This window comes from Pseudomonas sp. H1_G08, assembly GCF_054681355.1.
Genome location: NZ_CP162822.1, coordinates 4,209,824 through 4,225,208 on the forward strand (window position 1 = coordinate 4,209,824; position 15,385 = coordinate 4,225,208).

The 15,385-nt window shown below is 60.7% G+C and carries 12 protein-coding genes; 6 read left to right on the forward strand and 6 right to left on the reverse strand.

Going from position 1 to position 15,385, the window contains the following annotated elements:
* Positions 1-34 precede the first annotated feature (34 nt).
* The 5 genes from pqqB (at position 35) to AB4N85_RS19195 (ending at position 5,015) form a co-directional block, all read left to right on the forward strand.
* The gene (gene pqqB, locus AB4N85_RS19175) at positions 35-946 is read left to right on the forward strand and encodes a pyrroloquinoline quinone biosynthesis protein PqqB (RefSeq protein WP_041476710.1); all 912 of its coding nucleotides are present in this window, start codon (positions 35-37) and stop codon (positions 944-946) included.
* A gap of 135 nt (positions 947-1,081) precedes the next feature.
* The gene (gene pqqC, locus AB4N85_RS19180) at positions 1,082-1,834 is read left to right on the forward strand and encodes a pyrroloquinoline-quinone synthase PqqC (protein ID WP_039757691.1); all 753 of its coding nucleotides are present in this window, start codon (positions 1,082-1,084) and stop codon (positions 1,832-1,834) included.
* Positions 1,831-2,106: a pyrroloquinoline quinone biosynthesis peptide chaperone PqqD gene (gene pqqD, locus AB4N85_RS19185; RefSeq protein WP_056786642.1), complete on the forward strand. Its 276-nt coding sequence runs from the start codon at positions 1,831-1,833 to the stop codon at positions 2,104-2,106. The genes pqqC and pqqD overlap by 4 nt, the downstream gene beginning before the upstream one ends.
* Positions 2,078-3,250 (forward strand): pyrroloquinoline quinone biosynthesis protein PqqE, encoded by a 1,173-nt coding sequence (gene pqqE, locus AB4N85_RS19190; protein WP_252868388.1) that lies wholly within the window; start codon positions 2,078-2,080, stop codon positions 3,248-3,250. The genes pqqD and pqqE overlap by 29 nt, the downstream gene beginning before the upstream one ends.
* Positions 3,216-5,015, forward strand: a complete 1,800-nt coding sequence (locus tag AB4N85_RS19195) for an alpha/beta hydrolase family protein (RefSeq protein ID WP_252868389.1) — start codon at positions 3,216-3,218, stop codon at positions 5,013-5,015. The genes pqqE and AB4N85_RS19195 overlap by 35 nt, the downstream gene beginning before the upstream one ends.
* Before the next feature lie 142 nt (positions 5,016-5,157).
* On the opposite strand, the gene AB4N85_RS19200 is transcribed toward AB4N85_RS19195, so the two are convergent.
* Positions 5,158-5,316: a YqaE/Pmp3 family membrane protein gene (locus AB4N85_RS19200; RefSeq protein ID WP_003228885.1), complete on the reverse strand. Its 159-nt coding sequence runs from the start codon at positions 5,314-5,316 to the stop codon at positions 5,158-5,160.
* 192 nt (positions 5,317-5,508) lie between these two features.
* On the reverse strand, positions 5,509-6,735 hold the full coding sequence (locus AB4N85_RS19205) for an aspartate aminotransferase family protein (RefSeq protein ID WP_252868390.1): 1,227 nt from the start codon (positions 6,733-6,735) through the stop codon (positions 5,509-5,511).
* A gap of 169 nt (positions 6,736-6,904) precedes the next feature.
* Between AB4N85_RS19205 and AB4N85_RS19210 the strand changes: the two genes are divergently transcribed.
* The gene (locus tag AB4N85_RS19210) at positions 6,905-7,819 is read left to right on the forward strand and encodes a LysR family transcriptional regulator (protein ID WP_150743545.1); all 915 of its coding nucleotides are present in this window, start codon (positions 6,905-6,907) and stop codon (positions 7,817-7,819) included.
* 228 nt (positions 7,820-8,047) lie between these two features.
* Here AB4N85_RS19210 and AB4N85_RS19215 read toward each other — a convergent pair whose 3' ends face one another.
* The 4 genes from AB4N85_RS19215 to AB4N85_RS19230 form a co-directional block, all read right to left on the reverse strand.
* A complete protein-coding gene (locus AB4N85_RS19215) occupies positions 8,048-9,826 on the reverse strand; it encodes an acyl-CoA dehydrogenase C-terminal domain-containing protein (protein WP_252868391.1) in 1,779 nt (592 codons plus the stop codon).
* A gap of 155 nt (positions 9,827-9,981) precedes the next feature.
* Entirely contained in the window at positions 9,982-11,778 is a 1,797-nt protein-coding gene (locus AB4N85_RS19220; protein ID WP_150636813.1) for an acyl-CoA dehydrogenase C-terminal domain-containing protein, read from the reverse strand.
* A gap of 90 nt (positions 11,779-11,868) precedes the next feature.
* The gene (locus tag AB4N85_RS19225) at positions 11,869-13,158 is read right to left on the reverse strand and encodes a GGDEF domain-containing protein (protein ID WP_039757672.1); all 1,290 of its coding nucleotides are present in this window, start codon (positions 13,156-13,158) and stop codon (positions 11,869-11,871) included.
* 191 nt (positions 13,159-13,349) lie between these two features.
* Positions 13,350-15,155 (reverse strand): phenylacyl-CoA dehydrogenase, encoded by a 1,806-nt coding sequence (locus AB4N85_RS19230; protein ID WP_024014564.1) that lies wholly within the window; start codon positions 15,153-15,155, stop codon positions 13,350-13,352.
* Positions 15,156-15,385: the final 230 nt, after the last annotated feature.

The window sequence follows — 15,385 nt, forward strand, 5'->3', positions numbered from 1 at the left end:
GTTTTATTTTCCGCGTTGAAATGATGGAGCGTTCATGTTCGTCCAGATTCTGGGTTCGGCCGCCGGTGGCGGTTTTCCGCAGTGGAACTGCAACTGCGTCAACTGCGCAGGTTTTCGCGACGGCAGCCTGAACGCCAAGGCCCGCACCCAATCGTCCATCGCCATTTCCGATGACGGCGTGAACTGGGTGTTGTGCAATGCCTCGCCGGACATCCGCGCGCAACTGCAAAGCTTCGCCCCGATGCAACCGGGCCGGGCGCTGCGCGACACCGGCATCAGCGCGATCATCCTGATGGACAGCCAGATCGACCACACCACCGGCCTGCTCAGTCTGCGCGAAGGCTGCCCGCATCAGGTGTGGTGCACGGACATGGTTCACGAAGACCTGAGCACCGGTTTTCCCCTGTTCAAGATGCTCACCCACTGGAACGGCGGGCTGGACTGGAACCGTATCGAGCTCGACCAGAGCTTCACCGTAGCCGCCTGCCCGAATCTGCGTTTCACCCCGTTGCCGTTGCGCAGCGCCGCGCCGCCGTATTCACCGCACCGTTTCGATCCGCATCCGGGCGACAACATCGGTTTGATCGTTGAAGACCTCAACACTGGCGGCAAGCTGTTCTACGCGCCGGGACTGGGCAAGGTCGATGCGCCGTTGCTGGAAATCATGGCGGGCAGCGATTGCCTGCTGGTCGACGGCACGCTGTGGGATGACGATGAAATGCAGCGCCGTGGCGTCGGCACCCGCACCGGTCGCGAGATGGGCCATCTGGCGCAGAACGGCCCCGGCGGTATGCTCGAAGTGCTGGAGCAGTTGCCCGAGCAGCGCAAGGTACTTATCCACATCAACAACACCAACCCGATCCTCGACGAGGATTCGCCGGAGCGTGCCGAACTGGCGCGGCGTGACGTTGAAGTAGCGTACGACGGCATGAGTATTGTGTTGTAGCGACCGGCCTCTTCGCGAGCAAGCTCGCTCCCACACTGGATCTGTGCCGTACACAAAACCTGTGGGAGCTGGCTTGCCAGCGATGACGTCCTGACAGACACCAGAGATTTCCAGGGTTGTTTCCGGAGAACAGACATGACCGACACCCCGCTGTCCCCCGCCGAATTCGAAGCGGCCCTGCGCGCCAAGGGCGCCTACTACCACATCTACCACCCTTACCACGTGGCGATGTACGAAGGCCGCGCGACCCGCGAGCAGATTCAGGGCTGGGTCGCCAACCGCTTCTACTATCAGGTGAACATTCCCCTGAAGGACGCAGCGATCCTCGCCAATTGCCCGGATCGGGAAATCCGCCGCGAGTGGATTCAGCGCCTGCTCGACCACGACGGCGCACCCGGTGAAGATGGCGGCATCGAAGCCTGGCTGCGTCTGGGCCAGGCTGTTGGCCTCGACCCGGACCAATTGCGCTCCCAGGAACTGGTGCTGCCCGGCGTGCGTTTCGCCGTCGATGCCTACGTCAACTTCGCCCGTCGCGCCAGTTGGCAGGAGGCCGCCAGCAGCTCGCTGACCGAACTGTTCGCGCCGCAGATCCACCAGTCGCGTCTGGACAGTTGGCCGCAGCATTACCCATGGATCGACCCGGCCGGTTATGAATATTTCCGCACCCGCCTCGGTCAGGCGCGGCGTGACGTCGAACATGGGCTGGCGATCACCCTCGAGCACTACAAGACCCGCGAAGGCCAGGAGCGCATGCTGGAAATTCTCCAGTTCAAACTGGACATTCTTTGGAGCATGCTCGATGCCATGAGCATGGCCTACGAACTGAACCGTCCGCCGTATCACAGCGTGACCGAACAACGGGTCTGGCATAAAGGAATCATCTTATGAGTTTCGACCGCAGCAAAGTGCCGAGCTGGCGCCCGGGCTATCGCTTCCAATACGAGCCGGCGCAAAAGGGTCACGTGCTGCTCTACCCTGAAGGCATGATCAAACTCAACGACAGCGCCGCACTGATCGGCGGCTTGATTGATGGTGAACGCGATGTCGCGGCGATCATTGCCAAACTCGACGAGCAGTTCCCCGGCGTGCCCGAGCTCGGTGACGACATCGAGCAATTCATGGAGGTTGCCCGTGCGCAGCACTGGATCGAACTTGCCTGATTCGTCAGTGCAAGTACCGCCGAAACCTGAAGTCGGCCTGCCCCTTTGGTTGCTCGCCGAGCTGACCTACCGCTGCCCGCTGCAATGCCCGTATTGCTCGAACCCACTGGATTTCGCCGAGCAGGGCAAAGAGCTGACCACCGAGCAATGGATCAAGGTGTTCCGCGAAGCGCGGGAGATGGGCGCGGCGCAATTGGGCTTTTCCGGGGGCGAACCGCTGGTGCGTCAGGACTTGGCCGAACTGATCCATGAAGCGCGGCAGCTGGGTTTCTACACCAACCTGATCACCTCCGGCATTGGCCTGACCGAGCAGAAAATCAGCGACTTCAAAAAGGCCGGGCTCGATCACATCCAGATCAGTTTTCAGGCCAGCGACGAGCAAGTGAACAACCTGCTCGCCGGTTCGAAAAAGGCCTTTGCGCAAAAGCTGGAAATGGCTCGCGCAGTCAAGGCCCACGGTTATCCGATGGTGCTGAACTTCGTCACCCATCGGCACAACATCGACAAGATCGACCGCATTATCGAACTGTGCATTGCGCTGGAGGCCGACTTCGTCGAACTCGCCACTTGCCAGTTCTACGGCTGGGCGCAGCTCAACCGTGTTGGCCTGCTGCCGACCAAGGAGCAACTGGTGCGCGCCGAACGCATCACCAACGAATACCGGGCCAGGCTGGAAGCCGAAGGGCATCCGTGCAAGCTGATTTTCGTCACTCCGGACTATTACGAAGAACGCCCGAAAGCCTGCATGAACGGCTGGGGCAGCATCTTCCTGACCGTCACCCCGGACGGCACCGCCCTGCCCTGCCATGGTGCCCGCCAGATGCCGGTGCAGTTTCCCAACGTACGCGATCACAGCATGCAGCACATCTGGTACGACTCGTTCGGCTTCAACCGTTTTCGCGGTTACGACTGGATGCCCGAGCCGTGCCGCTCTTGCGACGAGAAAGAAAAGGACTTCGGCGGCTGCCGCTGCCAGGCGTTCATGCTCACCGGCGACGCCAGTAATGCCGACCCGGTGTGCAGCAAGTCCGAACATCACGGCGTGATTCTCCAGGCCCGCGAAGAAGCCGAGACCGCCACTCAAACCATCGAACAATTGGCCTTTCGCAATGAACGAAACTCACGCCTCATCGCCAAGGGCTGAGCCTTTCAGCGCCGCCCAAGCCGTCGCCGCCGGAACCGACTTCGCCGAACTGCAGCTCGGCGCCCATGGTGTGTTCTGGAATGAATACCGCCCCGAGGATGCCGCATGCCGGATCTGGCATTGGCGCGATGGCGCAGCGAAAAGTCTGACGCCGGACGGCTTCAGCGTGCGTAGCCGCGTGTACGAATATGGCGGTGGTGCGTTTTGTCTGACGCCTGACGGGGTGGTTTTCGTCAATGAAGCGGATCAGCAGATGTATCGGCAGGCGCTGGATGGCGAGCCGGTCGCGCTGACGTCGACTGACTGCCGCTACGGCGATCTGCAATTCGCCGCTGGCCGGGTATTGGCGGTTGAAGAGCAGCAGGATCGGCATCGCCTGGTGGCAATTGATCTGGCGACCGGTACGCGACAGGTGCTGGCCGAGGGTGCGGATTTTTATGCGTCACCAACGCTCAGCCCCGATGGCCAGCGGCTGGCGTGGATCGAGTGGAGTCGCCCGCATCAGCCGTGGACCTCGACGCGCTTGATGGTCGCGCAAGGCGATTTTTCTGCGCCTCGCTGTGTTGCCGGTACGCAGATGGAGGAGTCGATCCAGCAGCCGCGATTCGACGCTGATGGGCGGCTCTATTGCCTGACGGACCGTGACGGCTACTGGCAGCCGTGGGGCGAAACGACCGATGGCCTGAAAGCGCTGGCCAGCGTCGCGGCCGATCACGCGCCCGCGCCGTGGCAGCTAGGCGGCTGCACGTGGCTGCCTGTCGGTGATCAATTTTTAGCCAGTTGGAGCGAGGATGGTTTCGGTCGCCTGGCCCTTGGAAGTGAAGATTTCAGCGGTGACTACAGCCGCTTCCGCCACTTGGCGATGGATCAACAATTCATCTATTGCATCGCTGCATCGCCGACCAGCCCGTCGGCAGTGATCGCCATTGATCGTGTGTCGCATGCCGTGAAAATCCTCGCTGGCGGCGTGGCTCCATTGCCTGCCGAACGCATCAGCCGTCCGCAGACCTTGCGTTATCCGAGCGGCTCCGGCGAGGCGCACGGTTTCTTTTACCCGGCCATGAGCGGTGAAGCGAAACCTCCGCTGGTGGTGTTTATCCACGGCGGCCCGACGTCGGCGTGCTATCCGATACTCGACCCGCGCATCCAGTACTGGACGCAGCGCGGCTTTGCTGTCGCCGACCTCAACTATCGCGGCAGCAGTGGCTATGGTCGCGAATATCGCCAAGCGCTGCATCTGCGCTGGGGCGAGGTGGATGTCGAGGATGCCTGCGCGGTGGTCAGCTATCTCGCTGGCCAAGGTTTGATCGATGGTGACCGCGCGTTCATTCGCGGCGGCAGTGCGGGTGGCTACACAACGCTGTGTGCGCTGGCGTTCAGACAGGTTTTCCGCGCAGGCGCCAGCCTCTACGGCGTCAGCGACCCGGTCGCGCTGGCCCGGGCCACGCACAAGTTCGAGGGCGATTATCTGGATTGGCTGATCGGCGATCCCGAAGGAGATGCCGAACGCTATGCCTCCCGCACGCCACTGCTGCACGCAGACAACATTCGCGTGCCGGTGAGTTTCTTTCAAGGTGAACTGGACGCGGTGGTCGTGCCGCAACAAACCCGCGACATGGTCGCGGCGCTGGAGCACAACGGCATCCCGGTCGAGGCGCATTACTACCCTGACGAACGCCACGGCTTCCGCCGCGCGGCCAACCAGGCACATGCGCTGGAGCAGGAGTGGACGTTTTATCGGCGGGTGATGGGGCTAACTGACTGAGCCCTCACTTTGAGACTGCGTCGCTCCAATCGCGGGCAAGCCCGCTCCCACAGGTTATTTGGTGTACACAAAAATTGTGATCACTCATAACACTGTGGGAGCGGGCTTGCCCGCGATAGCTATTGATCAGACGCCACTGGACTCAACGCTTGGCGATGATATACACCGCATGCACGATCCCTGGAATGTAGCCGCACAGCGTCAGCAGAATGTTCAGCCAGAACGCCCCGCCAAACCCGACCTGCAGAAACACGCCCAGTGGCGGCAACAGAATAGCGATGATGATACGAATGAAATCCATGGGGCAGCTCCTGAATGGGGGTTGGCTCACTTGAGCCATACAAGCTAATCGACACGCGCCGTTCGTCAGGGTTCATTACGCTTGCTATTTGATCGCCAGCACCACAAAAAAACGCCCCACGCCAAAAGAATCAGGCGTGGGGCGTGCGTTATACCGCGAGACGGTTCGGGTAATCGGTTGGGGCTGCTCAGCTCACACGGCAATGCCCTTGCGACATTGCACTTGGGCGGTGCGCACTCGCGAGAAGGCGCGGCCCAGGCGCAGGAGCATTTCGTCGATGTTGGCTTTGCTGACAGTGAGGGCCGGGGTGAAGCGCAGGCAGTCAGGCTGCGCGGCGTTCAATATCAGGCCTTCGTGAAGTGCGGCATGGACGACGGCGTCGGCGCATTCGTCGGACAGCGTAAACCCGTAAAACAGGCCTTGGCCGCGCAACTCGCCGTGGCCGTAGCGGTGCGCCAGTCGTGACAGACCTTCGCGCAAATGCTGGCCGCTGTCGTTAACGTGCTGGAGGAAGCTGCGGTCATGGATGCTGTCGAGCACTACCAGACCGGCCGCCGTGATCAAGGCGTTGCCGTGATGGGTGCCGCTCAGCTCGCCAGTGGCGAAGCAGCAGGCCTTACCCCGCGCCAGCAAGGCCGCCAGCGGCAAGCCGCCGCCAAGACCTTTGCCGAGCACGACGATATCGGCGCGAATCCCGTAGGACTGTTCGGCAAGCAAGCTGCCGCAGCGGCCGATACCGGTCTGCACTTCGTCGAGAATCAGCAGAATGCCCAGTTCACGGCACAGTCGTTCGACCCCTTTGAGGTAATGCTCGGTCGCGGGAATGACCCCGGCATCGCTCTGGATCGGCTCCAGCATGATCGCCACGGTCTGCGCGTCTACCGCCGCATGCAGCGCCGGCAGGTCGTTGAATGGCACTCGATCAATCGTCGCCAGACTGCGGCCATGACAACCCTGCTCAGCCATGATGATCCGCGAGGCGCCGCCGCGATGCAGCCGCCCCCATTTGCGCGCCAGTTTGATCGCCGCCTCACAGGCCTCGCTGCCACTGTTGAGCAGGTACGCCTGATCGCTGGACGTGCTGGCGCACAAACGTTCGGCGAGGCTGAGCATGCCGCGATTGTGCAGATTGAAGCCTGGATTGATCAGCGCCTGGGCCTGATTGGCGATGGCTTTGACCAGCGCCGTGGGGCTGTGGCCAAGGCTGTTGGCGCCGCCGGCCTGGGAAAAGTCGAGGTAGGCGCGATCGTTGCTGTCCCATAGCCATGAACCCTGGCCGCGAACGAACACTTGTTGCGGCCGATCGACGCTGGGCATCAGGCGTTGGGCATTGAGATGGTCGGTCATAGCGGATGGCCCCGCCTCGAAGCAGAGGTCATCCAGACTCGGCGTCTGACGCCGCAAACTGAACAGATTCATGCGGAAAAACCTCGCTGGAGGTTTTTTGAACTGCCTATGTAATCACGAACGAAGCAAATGGAACTCGTCACGCTTTCTGGCCCTGCAAGCCTTGTGAATGCGGTTAGACTAGGCGCGCAAACGGCTTCAGGCCATTTCGATTTCTCAGCCATTTCGATAAGCGCTACTTATGGATTTCAAACAACTGCGTTATTTCGTCGCGGTCTACGAAGAAGGCCATGTCGGCCGTGCGGCTGAGCGCTTGTCGATCTCGCAACCGGCGCTGTCGCAACAGATCCGTCAGCTGGAGCAGAACCTCGACGTAACCCTGTTCGAACGCAGCAGTAAACGCCTGCTGCCGACCCTCGCTGCGCATACGCTGTACAACCACGCGTTGCCATTGCTCGATGGCTTGCAGCGGGCGCGCGAGGCGTTGGGTAGTTTCAAGGGTCAGGCACTGCGCACACTGGCGATCGGTGTGTTGCAAACGGTGCACACCAGCCTTGTGCCGCAGATGCTCGAGCGTGTGCGCAAGGCGCAGCCGCATCTGGTGGTACAAATCTATGAACTGACCGGGCTGGAAATCGAACGGCGTCTGCTCAATGGTTCCCTGGACATCGGCATCAGCTATCTGCCACCGCGCCAACCCGGTCTGCACGGTGTGTTGCTGTACGAAGATGAACTGACGCTGGTCATCCCGGCGGACCATCCCTTGCGCGAGTTCAAGAAGGTCTCGATGCGCCAGGCTGCTGAGCTGCCCATGTTGCTGCTCGGCGAAGAGTTCCAGATCCGACAGATCTGGCAGGCACAACTGACCAGCCTCGGACGACGCCCGCAGGTGCAGGCCGAGTTGAACACTATGCTGGGGATTCTCGATAGCCTGCCGCACACCAGGCTGGCAACGGTGCTGCCGGGACGTTCGCAAAAGGAATATGACGATGAAGATCTGCTATGGAAACCGCTGAGCGAACCACGGGTGCCGTTGCAAGTTGGCCTGGTGTGCCGTGATGTGCAACGCCAGCAGGCCTCGTTGGCATTGCTGCGGACATTGCTTGAAGAGGTGATCGACCGCGAAACGAAGCCGCCCCTTGATCCGCTCGCCTGAAACTTTTCTTCAAGCAAAAGAAAACCCCGCCGAAGCGGGGCTTTGCAGACTGTTTCCCTGACATCCATTTCACTCCGCCACCCTGGCAGAATCCTACGTGTCCGTGTTGTTTACTTTGCGCTTCCTGCGCGACGTCCATGAAATGTAGATTAGCCGTGGATCCAATATACGGATATGGGAGAACAGCAGCACGTCACGTAAGCAAATGCTTACATGACGTCTACAGGATCAAAACTGTGCCGCATCCAGCAGGAACAGCGACTCGCTACCGGCCTTGACCGACGCGCTCAACGAGTGGATACGCGGCAGCAGGCGGGCGAAATAGAAGCGCGCGGTGCCCAGCTTGCTCGCATAGAAATCCTCCTGCGCTTCCTTGCCCAGCGCGGCTTTGGCCATCAACGCCCACATGTAGGCGTAAGCGGTGTAGCCGAACGCTTGCAAATATTCGACCGAGGCCGCGCCGATTTCGTTCGGATTGTTTTTCGCCCGGTCCAGCAGCCACGCGGTCAACTCGTCGAGGGTGTCGACGGCACCGTTCAGCGGTTTGGTGAACTCGCCCAGATCGGCGCTGGCGGTTGCGGTGAAATGACGGATCTCGTCAGCGAACAACTGGTAGAACGCGCCGCCACTGCCAACGATCTTGCGCCCGACCAGATCCAGCGCCTGAATGCCGTTGGTGCCTTCGTAGATCTGGGTGATGCGCACGTCACGCACCAGTTGTTCCTGGCCCCACTCGCGGATGTAGCCGTGGCCGCCGAAAATCTGCTGGCCGTGGACGGTGGTTTCCAGACCCAGGTCGGTCAGGAAGGCTTTCGCCACCGGCGTCAGCAACGCCACCAGATCTTCCGCGCGCTTGCGGGTGGTCGCATCTTCGCTGAACTTGGCGGTGTCCAGTTGCATCGCCACGTACGTGGAGAACGCACGGCCGCCTTCGTTCGAGGCTTTCATGGTCAGCAGCATGCGTCGCACGTCCGGGTGGACGATGATCGGGTCAGCGACTCTGTCCTTGTTCTGCGCGCCGGTCGGCGAACGGCTCTGCAGACGATCGCGCGCATATTCAACAGCGTTCTGATAAGAGCGCTCGCCCGTGGCCAGGCCTTGAATACCAACACCCAGGCGCTCGTAGTTCATCATGGTGAACATCGCGGCCAGGCCTTTGTTCGGCTCGCCGACCAGATAGCCGACGGCTTCGTCGAAGTTCATCACGCAGGTCGCCGAAGCCTGGATGCCCATCTTGTGCTCGATCGAACCGCAGTTGGCCGGGTTACGCGCACCGAGGCTGCCGTCGGCATTGACCATGAACTTTGGCACCAGGAACAGCGAAATGCCTTTTGGACCGGCCGGCGCGTCCGGCAGCTTGGCCAGTACCAGATGAATGATGTTCTCGGTGAGGTCGTGCTCGCCGCCAGTGATGAAGATCTTGGTGCCGCTGACCTTGTAGGAACCGTCGGCCTGAGGTTCGGCTTTGGTGCGGATGATGCCCAGGTCGGTGCCGGCGTGCGGCTCGGTCAGGCACATGGAACCGGCCCAGATGCCGGCGTACATGTTCGGCAGGTACGCAGCTTTCAGTTCTTCACTGGCGTGGGCATTGATCGACAGGCAGGCGCCGGCGGTCAGCATCGGATACAGACCGAACGCCAGGCTGGCGGAGTTGACCATTTCTTCGACCTGTGCCGACACGGCTTTGGGCATGCCCATGCCGCCGTAGGCCGGATCGCCACCAACACCGACCCAACCGCCTTCAGCATAAGTCTGATAAGCATGTGGGAAACCGGCCGGCGTGGTGACGGCACCGTCCGCCCAATGGCAACCTTCCTCGTCAGCGGCACGGCTCAGTGGCGCGATGCTTTTGCTGGTGACCTTGCCGGCCTCTTCGAGAATCGCTTCAACGGTTTCGGCGTCGACGGTCTCGGCCAGCGCCGGCAGCTCGGCCCAGAGTTTGGCGACTTCGAACACTTCATTGAGGACGAAGCGCATATCGCGCAGCGGCGCTTTGTAGTCAGCCATGGCAAACCTCGCAAGATCTAAACAGGTGGTTCGTGGAATGATATTTTCTGAGCCCGAGTGTACCTCAACAACTTTTGCGACACATAGGGTCAACCGGTGACTGATTTGTTATTTTTAGTCACCGGAAAAAGATCGCCGCGATCTTTCGATCTGCCCTACAAAGCAAACGCCTGCGCCGGCAAATTCATCAAACAATCACTGCCCGCCTCGATCGCTGCCTGATGCGCAGCCGTACGCGGCAACAAACGCTTGAAGTAGAACTCGCACGTCGCCAGTTTGCCCTTGAGGAAATCAGCCTCACCCTCGCCCGCCTCCAACTGTGCCTGCGCAACTAACGCCATGCGCAGCCACAGGTAGCCCAGGATGATGTATCCGCTGTACATCAGGTAATCCACCGATGCGGCGCCGACTTCGTCCGGGTTCTTCATGGCCGCCATGCCGACCTTCATGGTCAGGTCGCCCCACTGTTGGTTGAGCCCGTTGAGTTGCGCGACGAAGCTGCCCAATTGCGCGTGGTCGGCGTTCGCTGCGCAGAACTTGTGGACGATTTTGGTAAAGCCCCGCAGCAGCTTGCCTTGACTGCCCAGCACCTTGCGCCCAAGCAGGTCCAGCGCTTGAATGCCGTTGGTGCCCTCATAGATCGGCGCAATCCGGCAATCGCGCACCATTTGCTCCATGCCCCACTCACGAATGAAGCCGTGGCCGCCGAATACTTGCATGCCGTGATTGGTCACTTCCAGCCCGGTGTCGGTCATGAACGCCTTGCAGATCGGCGTGAGGAACGCCAACAGGTCTTCAGCCTCCTGACGCGCCTCGGCGTCGCTGCTCAGGTGCGCGACGTCGAGCATCTGCGCGGTGAAATAGGTCAGCGCGCGGTTGCCTTCGTTGAAGGCTTTCATGGTCAGCAACATGCGCCGCACATCGGGGTGGACGATGATCGGATCGGCAGGTTTTTCCGGGGCCTTGGCGCCGGTCAGCGCGCGCATCTGCAGGCGGTCGTTGGCGTACTTGATCGCACCCTGAAAACTCGCCTCGCCCAGACACAGACCCTGCATGCCAGTACCAAGCCGCGCGTGGTTCATCATGGTGAACATGCAGTTGAGGCCCTTGTTCGGCTCGCCGATCAAGTAACCCGTGGCGGCATCGAAATTCAGCACGCACGTAGCAGAAGCCTTGATGCCCATCTTGTGCTCGATCGAGCCACAGGAAACGCCGTTGCGCTCACCCGCTTCGCCTGCTGCATCGGGCAGAAACTTGGGCACGATAAACAGGGAAATGCCCTTGGTTCCGGCCGGTGCGTCCGGCAGCTTGGCCAGGACCAGATGGATGATGTTGTCGCTCAGGTCATGCTCACCAGCGGAGATGAAAATCTTGCTGCCGGTGATCGCGTAGCTGCCGTCGGCCCGGGGCACCGCGCGAGTCTTGATGATGCCCAGATCAGTGCCGCAGTGCGCTTCGGTCAGGCACATGGTGCCGGTCCACTGGCCAGCGGTGAGTTTGCTCAGGTAGGTGTCTTTCTGCTCGGCGGTGCCGTGGGCGTGGATCGCCGACATCGCGCCGTGGGTCAGGCCGGGGTACATGCCCCAGGACGTGTTGCTGGAGCCGACCATCTCGCTAATCACCAGCCCCAGCGAACTCGGCAACCCTTGGCCACCGTAAGCCGGATCGGCCGCCAATCCATGCCAGCCGCCCTCGACATATTGTGCGAAGGCCTGCTTGAAGCCTGTAGGCGTTGTCACCACGCCGTTGTCGAAATGGCAGCCCTCTTCGTCGCCGCTGCGATTGAGCGGGGCCAGCACGTTCTCGCAGAACTTCGCGCCTTCTTCGAGGATCGCGCTGATCATGTCCGGGCTGGCGTCATGCGCGCCGAGAGTGGCGTAGTTGGTATGGAAGTCGAAGACGTGATCGATCAGAAAGCGCATGTCGCGCAGGGGAGCTTTGTACTCGGGCATGGTGGCTTCTCCGTCAGCAGATTTGTTCAACCTACTGCTGGCCACCACGCGCGGCAATCACTGTGCAGGCGCTGAATGCGCCGTCATCACTCAACCCGCAGCAGCGTCCATGCGCACCGCGCCACGGCGGTTCTGCCCGAATGCCATGACACAGTTACGCCCCGCGCCCTTGGCGCTGTACAACGCCTGGTCGGCGGACTTGAGCACTTCTTCAGGGGTGCGCTGCTCGACACGTTCGGCGACGCCGATGCTCACCGTCACCGACACCGCCGAAGCCCCGGAACCGCTACGGCGCTGGCGACCTTGCTGATCATCCTGCGGGCGGTTTTCCTGGTTGCGTAGCTGAATGCTGTAAGACGCAATCGATTCACGGATCACTTCCAGGTGCGGCATGCACTCCTCAAGGGTCTTGCCTGCGAACACCAAGGCAAATTCCTCACCGCCGTAGCGATACGCCCTACCGCCACCGCTGATTTTCGACAGTTTGCTGGCGACCAGCCGCAGCACCTGATCACCGACATCGTGGCCGTGGGTGTCGTTGAATTTCTTGAAGTGATCGACGTCGCTCATCGCCAGCACATAGTTGCGCCCCAGGCGCTGCATACGTTCGTTGAGCGCACGTCGTCCCGGCAGGCCGGTGAGCTCGTCGCGGAAGGCCATTTGATAGGCCTCATGCGCAACGGCGGCGGCGATCATCAGCATCACCTGGCTGCACATGATGTTCAGGGTGAACGGCAGAATGAAGGTCTTCGGCAGCATCCAGAACACACCGAGCAAGCCAACCAGTTGCGCCGCGTGCAACGGGCGCGGGTTGCGCCAGTATTGCCAGGCCAGAAGCAGGAAGGCCGAGATGAACACCGGATAGGACAACTGGATGAGACTCATCCATGCCCCATGCAGCGCCGGCCAGCGGATCTCCGACAACCACAGCAGCAGCGCCTGTGGGTAACTTTGCTCCAGTCCCAGCGCCACGCTGCCAAATGCCAGCAGCACGGCAAAGCGCGCGACCATGTCCTGAAACAGATGGGTTCGCTCCTGCCACGCCGCGAACAGCCCGAACAACAACGGCAGCAGCAGGCAGACCAGATGAAACACCACCGCAGCGTCTTCGCGGACCTTGCCGTTATCGCGGTAAAAGTCGGTCTGGGTGTCCAGCAGAAAGTAGGCGATGTACACCGTGAGCATCAGAAACAGTTCGCGCTGACGTCGATACACCGCGCAATACGCGCCACCGAGGAGCAGAACCAATGTCGGCAGGACGTTGAACAGCGACGTGAAGAATACGCTGAGGTCTTTGACGTACGCAGCCGCCAGCCCCGCAAGCAATAACAGCAGTGATGGCAGGAAATGGCTGAAACGTACAGCGGAAGAACGCGGCAAGGGTAAGCTCCGACCCGTCATAGCAAAGAGATGGCATTGTGCCTGCAAAGTGCGGCCAAGCCCATACAATGTGATCCAGATCACACACGGTCTCTGTAACGGCCGGAAGCTCGACTATCTGAGCGATCCGCAAACAAAAAAACCGCTGCCCCCTAACGGGAGCAGCGGTTTTCGTCAGACTGCGTTAAGGCTTAGTAGCCCAGCGCGAAGTCTTCTTCCTTCATGTCCATCAGGTTGCCAGCACCCGACAGCATAGTGGCCACGTGCGTACGGGTACGCGGCAGGATGCGCTGGAAGTAGAAGCGCGCGGTTTGCAGCTTGGCGGTGTAGAACGCCTCGTCGCTGGTGCCGGCAGCCAGTTTTTCCGCAGCCAGACGTGCCATGTCTGCCCAGAAGTAGGCCAGGCAGGCATAACCGGAGTACATCAGGTAATCCACGGAGGCCGCGCCGACTTCTTCGCGATCTTTCATGGCAGCCATACCGACCTTCATGGTCAGCTCGCCCCACTCTTTATTCAGTGCAGCCAGCGGCGCGACGAATTCCTGGACGGCTTCGTTGCCTTCGTTGGTCTGGCAGAACTTGTGGACGATCTTGGTGAAGCCTTTCAGAGCCTCGCCTTGAGTCATCAGCACTTTGCGGCCGAGCAGGTCGAGGGCCTGGATGCCGGTGGTGCCTTCGTACAGCATCGAAATGCGGCTGTCGCGAACGTTCTGCTCCATGCCCCACTCGGCGATGAAGCCGTGGCCGCCGTAGATCTGCACGCCGTGGTTGGCGGCTTCGAAACCGACTTCGGTCATGAACGCTTTGGCGATCGGGGTCATGAACGCCAGCAGTGCGTCGGCCTTCTTCTTCTCTTCTTCATCGACGCCGTATTTGACGATGTCGACCTGCTTCGCAGTGAAGTAGACCATCGCGCGGTTGCCTTCGGCGAACGCCTTCATGGTCAACAGCATGCGGCGCACGTCAGGGTGGACGATGATCGGGTCAGCGGCTTTGTCCGGCGCTTTCGGGCCAGTCAGCGAGCGCATTTGCAGGCGATCACGAGCGTATTTCAGACCGCCCTGGAAGCCGATTTCAGCGTGAGCCAGACCTTGCAGTGCGGTACCGAGGCGAGCGGTGTTCATAAAGGTGAACATGCAGTTCAGACCTTTGTTCGCCGGGCCGATCAGGTAACCGGTGGCGCCGTCGAAGTTCATCACGCAAGTGGCGTTGCCGTGGATGCCCATCTTGTGTTCCAGCGAACCGCAGCTCACTGCGTTGCGCGCGCCAATGGTGCCATCGGCGTTTGGCAGGAACTTTGGAACGATGAACAGCGAGATGCCTTTGGTGCCAGCCGGAGCATCCGGCAGACGCGCCAGTACGATGTGGACGATGTTGTCGGCCATGTCGTGTTCACCGGCCGAGATGAAGATCTTGGTGCCGGAAACTTTGTAGGAACCGTCGGCCTGAGGCTCGGCCTTGGTGCGCAGCATGCCCAGGTCGGTGCCGCAGTGCGGTTCGGTCAGGCACATGGTGCCGGTCCATTCGCCGGAGACCAGTTTGGTCAGATAGGCTTCCTGCTGCTCTGGGGTGCCGTGCTCGGAGATGGTATTCATCGCACCGTGCGACAGACCTGGGTACATGCCCCACGACCAGTTGGCTTCGCCGACCATTTCGCTCACCGCCAGACCCAGCGACTCAGGCAGGCCCTGACCGCCGTGCTCAACGTCGTGCGCCAGGCTTGGCCAGCCGCCTTCGACGAATTGCTTGTACGCCTCTTTGAAGCCAGTCGGGGTTTTCACGCCGGACTCGCTCCAGGTGCAGCCTTCGATGTCGCCCACGCGGTTCAGCGGCGCCAGTACCTGCTCACAAAACTTGGCGCCTTCCTCGAGGATGGCGTCAACCATGTCCGGCGTGGCGTCTGCGCACGCTGGCAGGCTCTGATAGTGCGCTTCGTAGCCGAGCAGTTCGTCACGAACGAAGCGAATATCACGCAAGGGGGCCTTGTAGTCAGGCATAGCGATAAACCTCTGCTGATGTAACCGGGAATGAACGACCGTGTTGAATTGTTGTGACGGTCAAACAGTTGTTTGAAACATACGTTTACGCCGAAATCTTGTCAAGCATCGATCTTTTGCCGTTCGTCATCACGCTCTCCAAATGCCGGAGACGACAAATCGCCGCGACTTGATATAAGCCACGGGCGTTGTAAAAAGATTAGTTGAGCAAGAAGGACTTAAACGAAAAA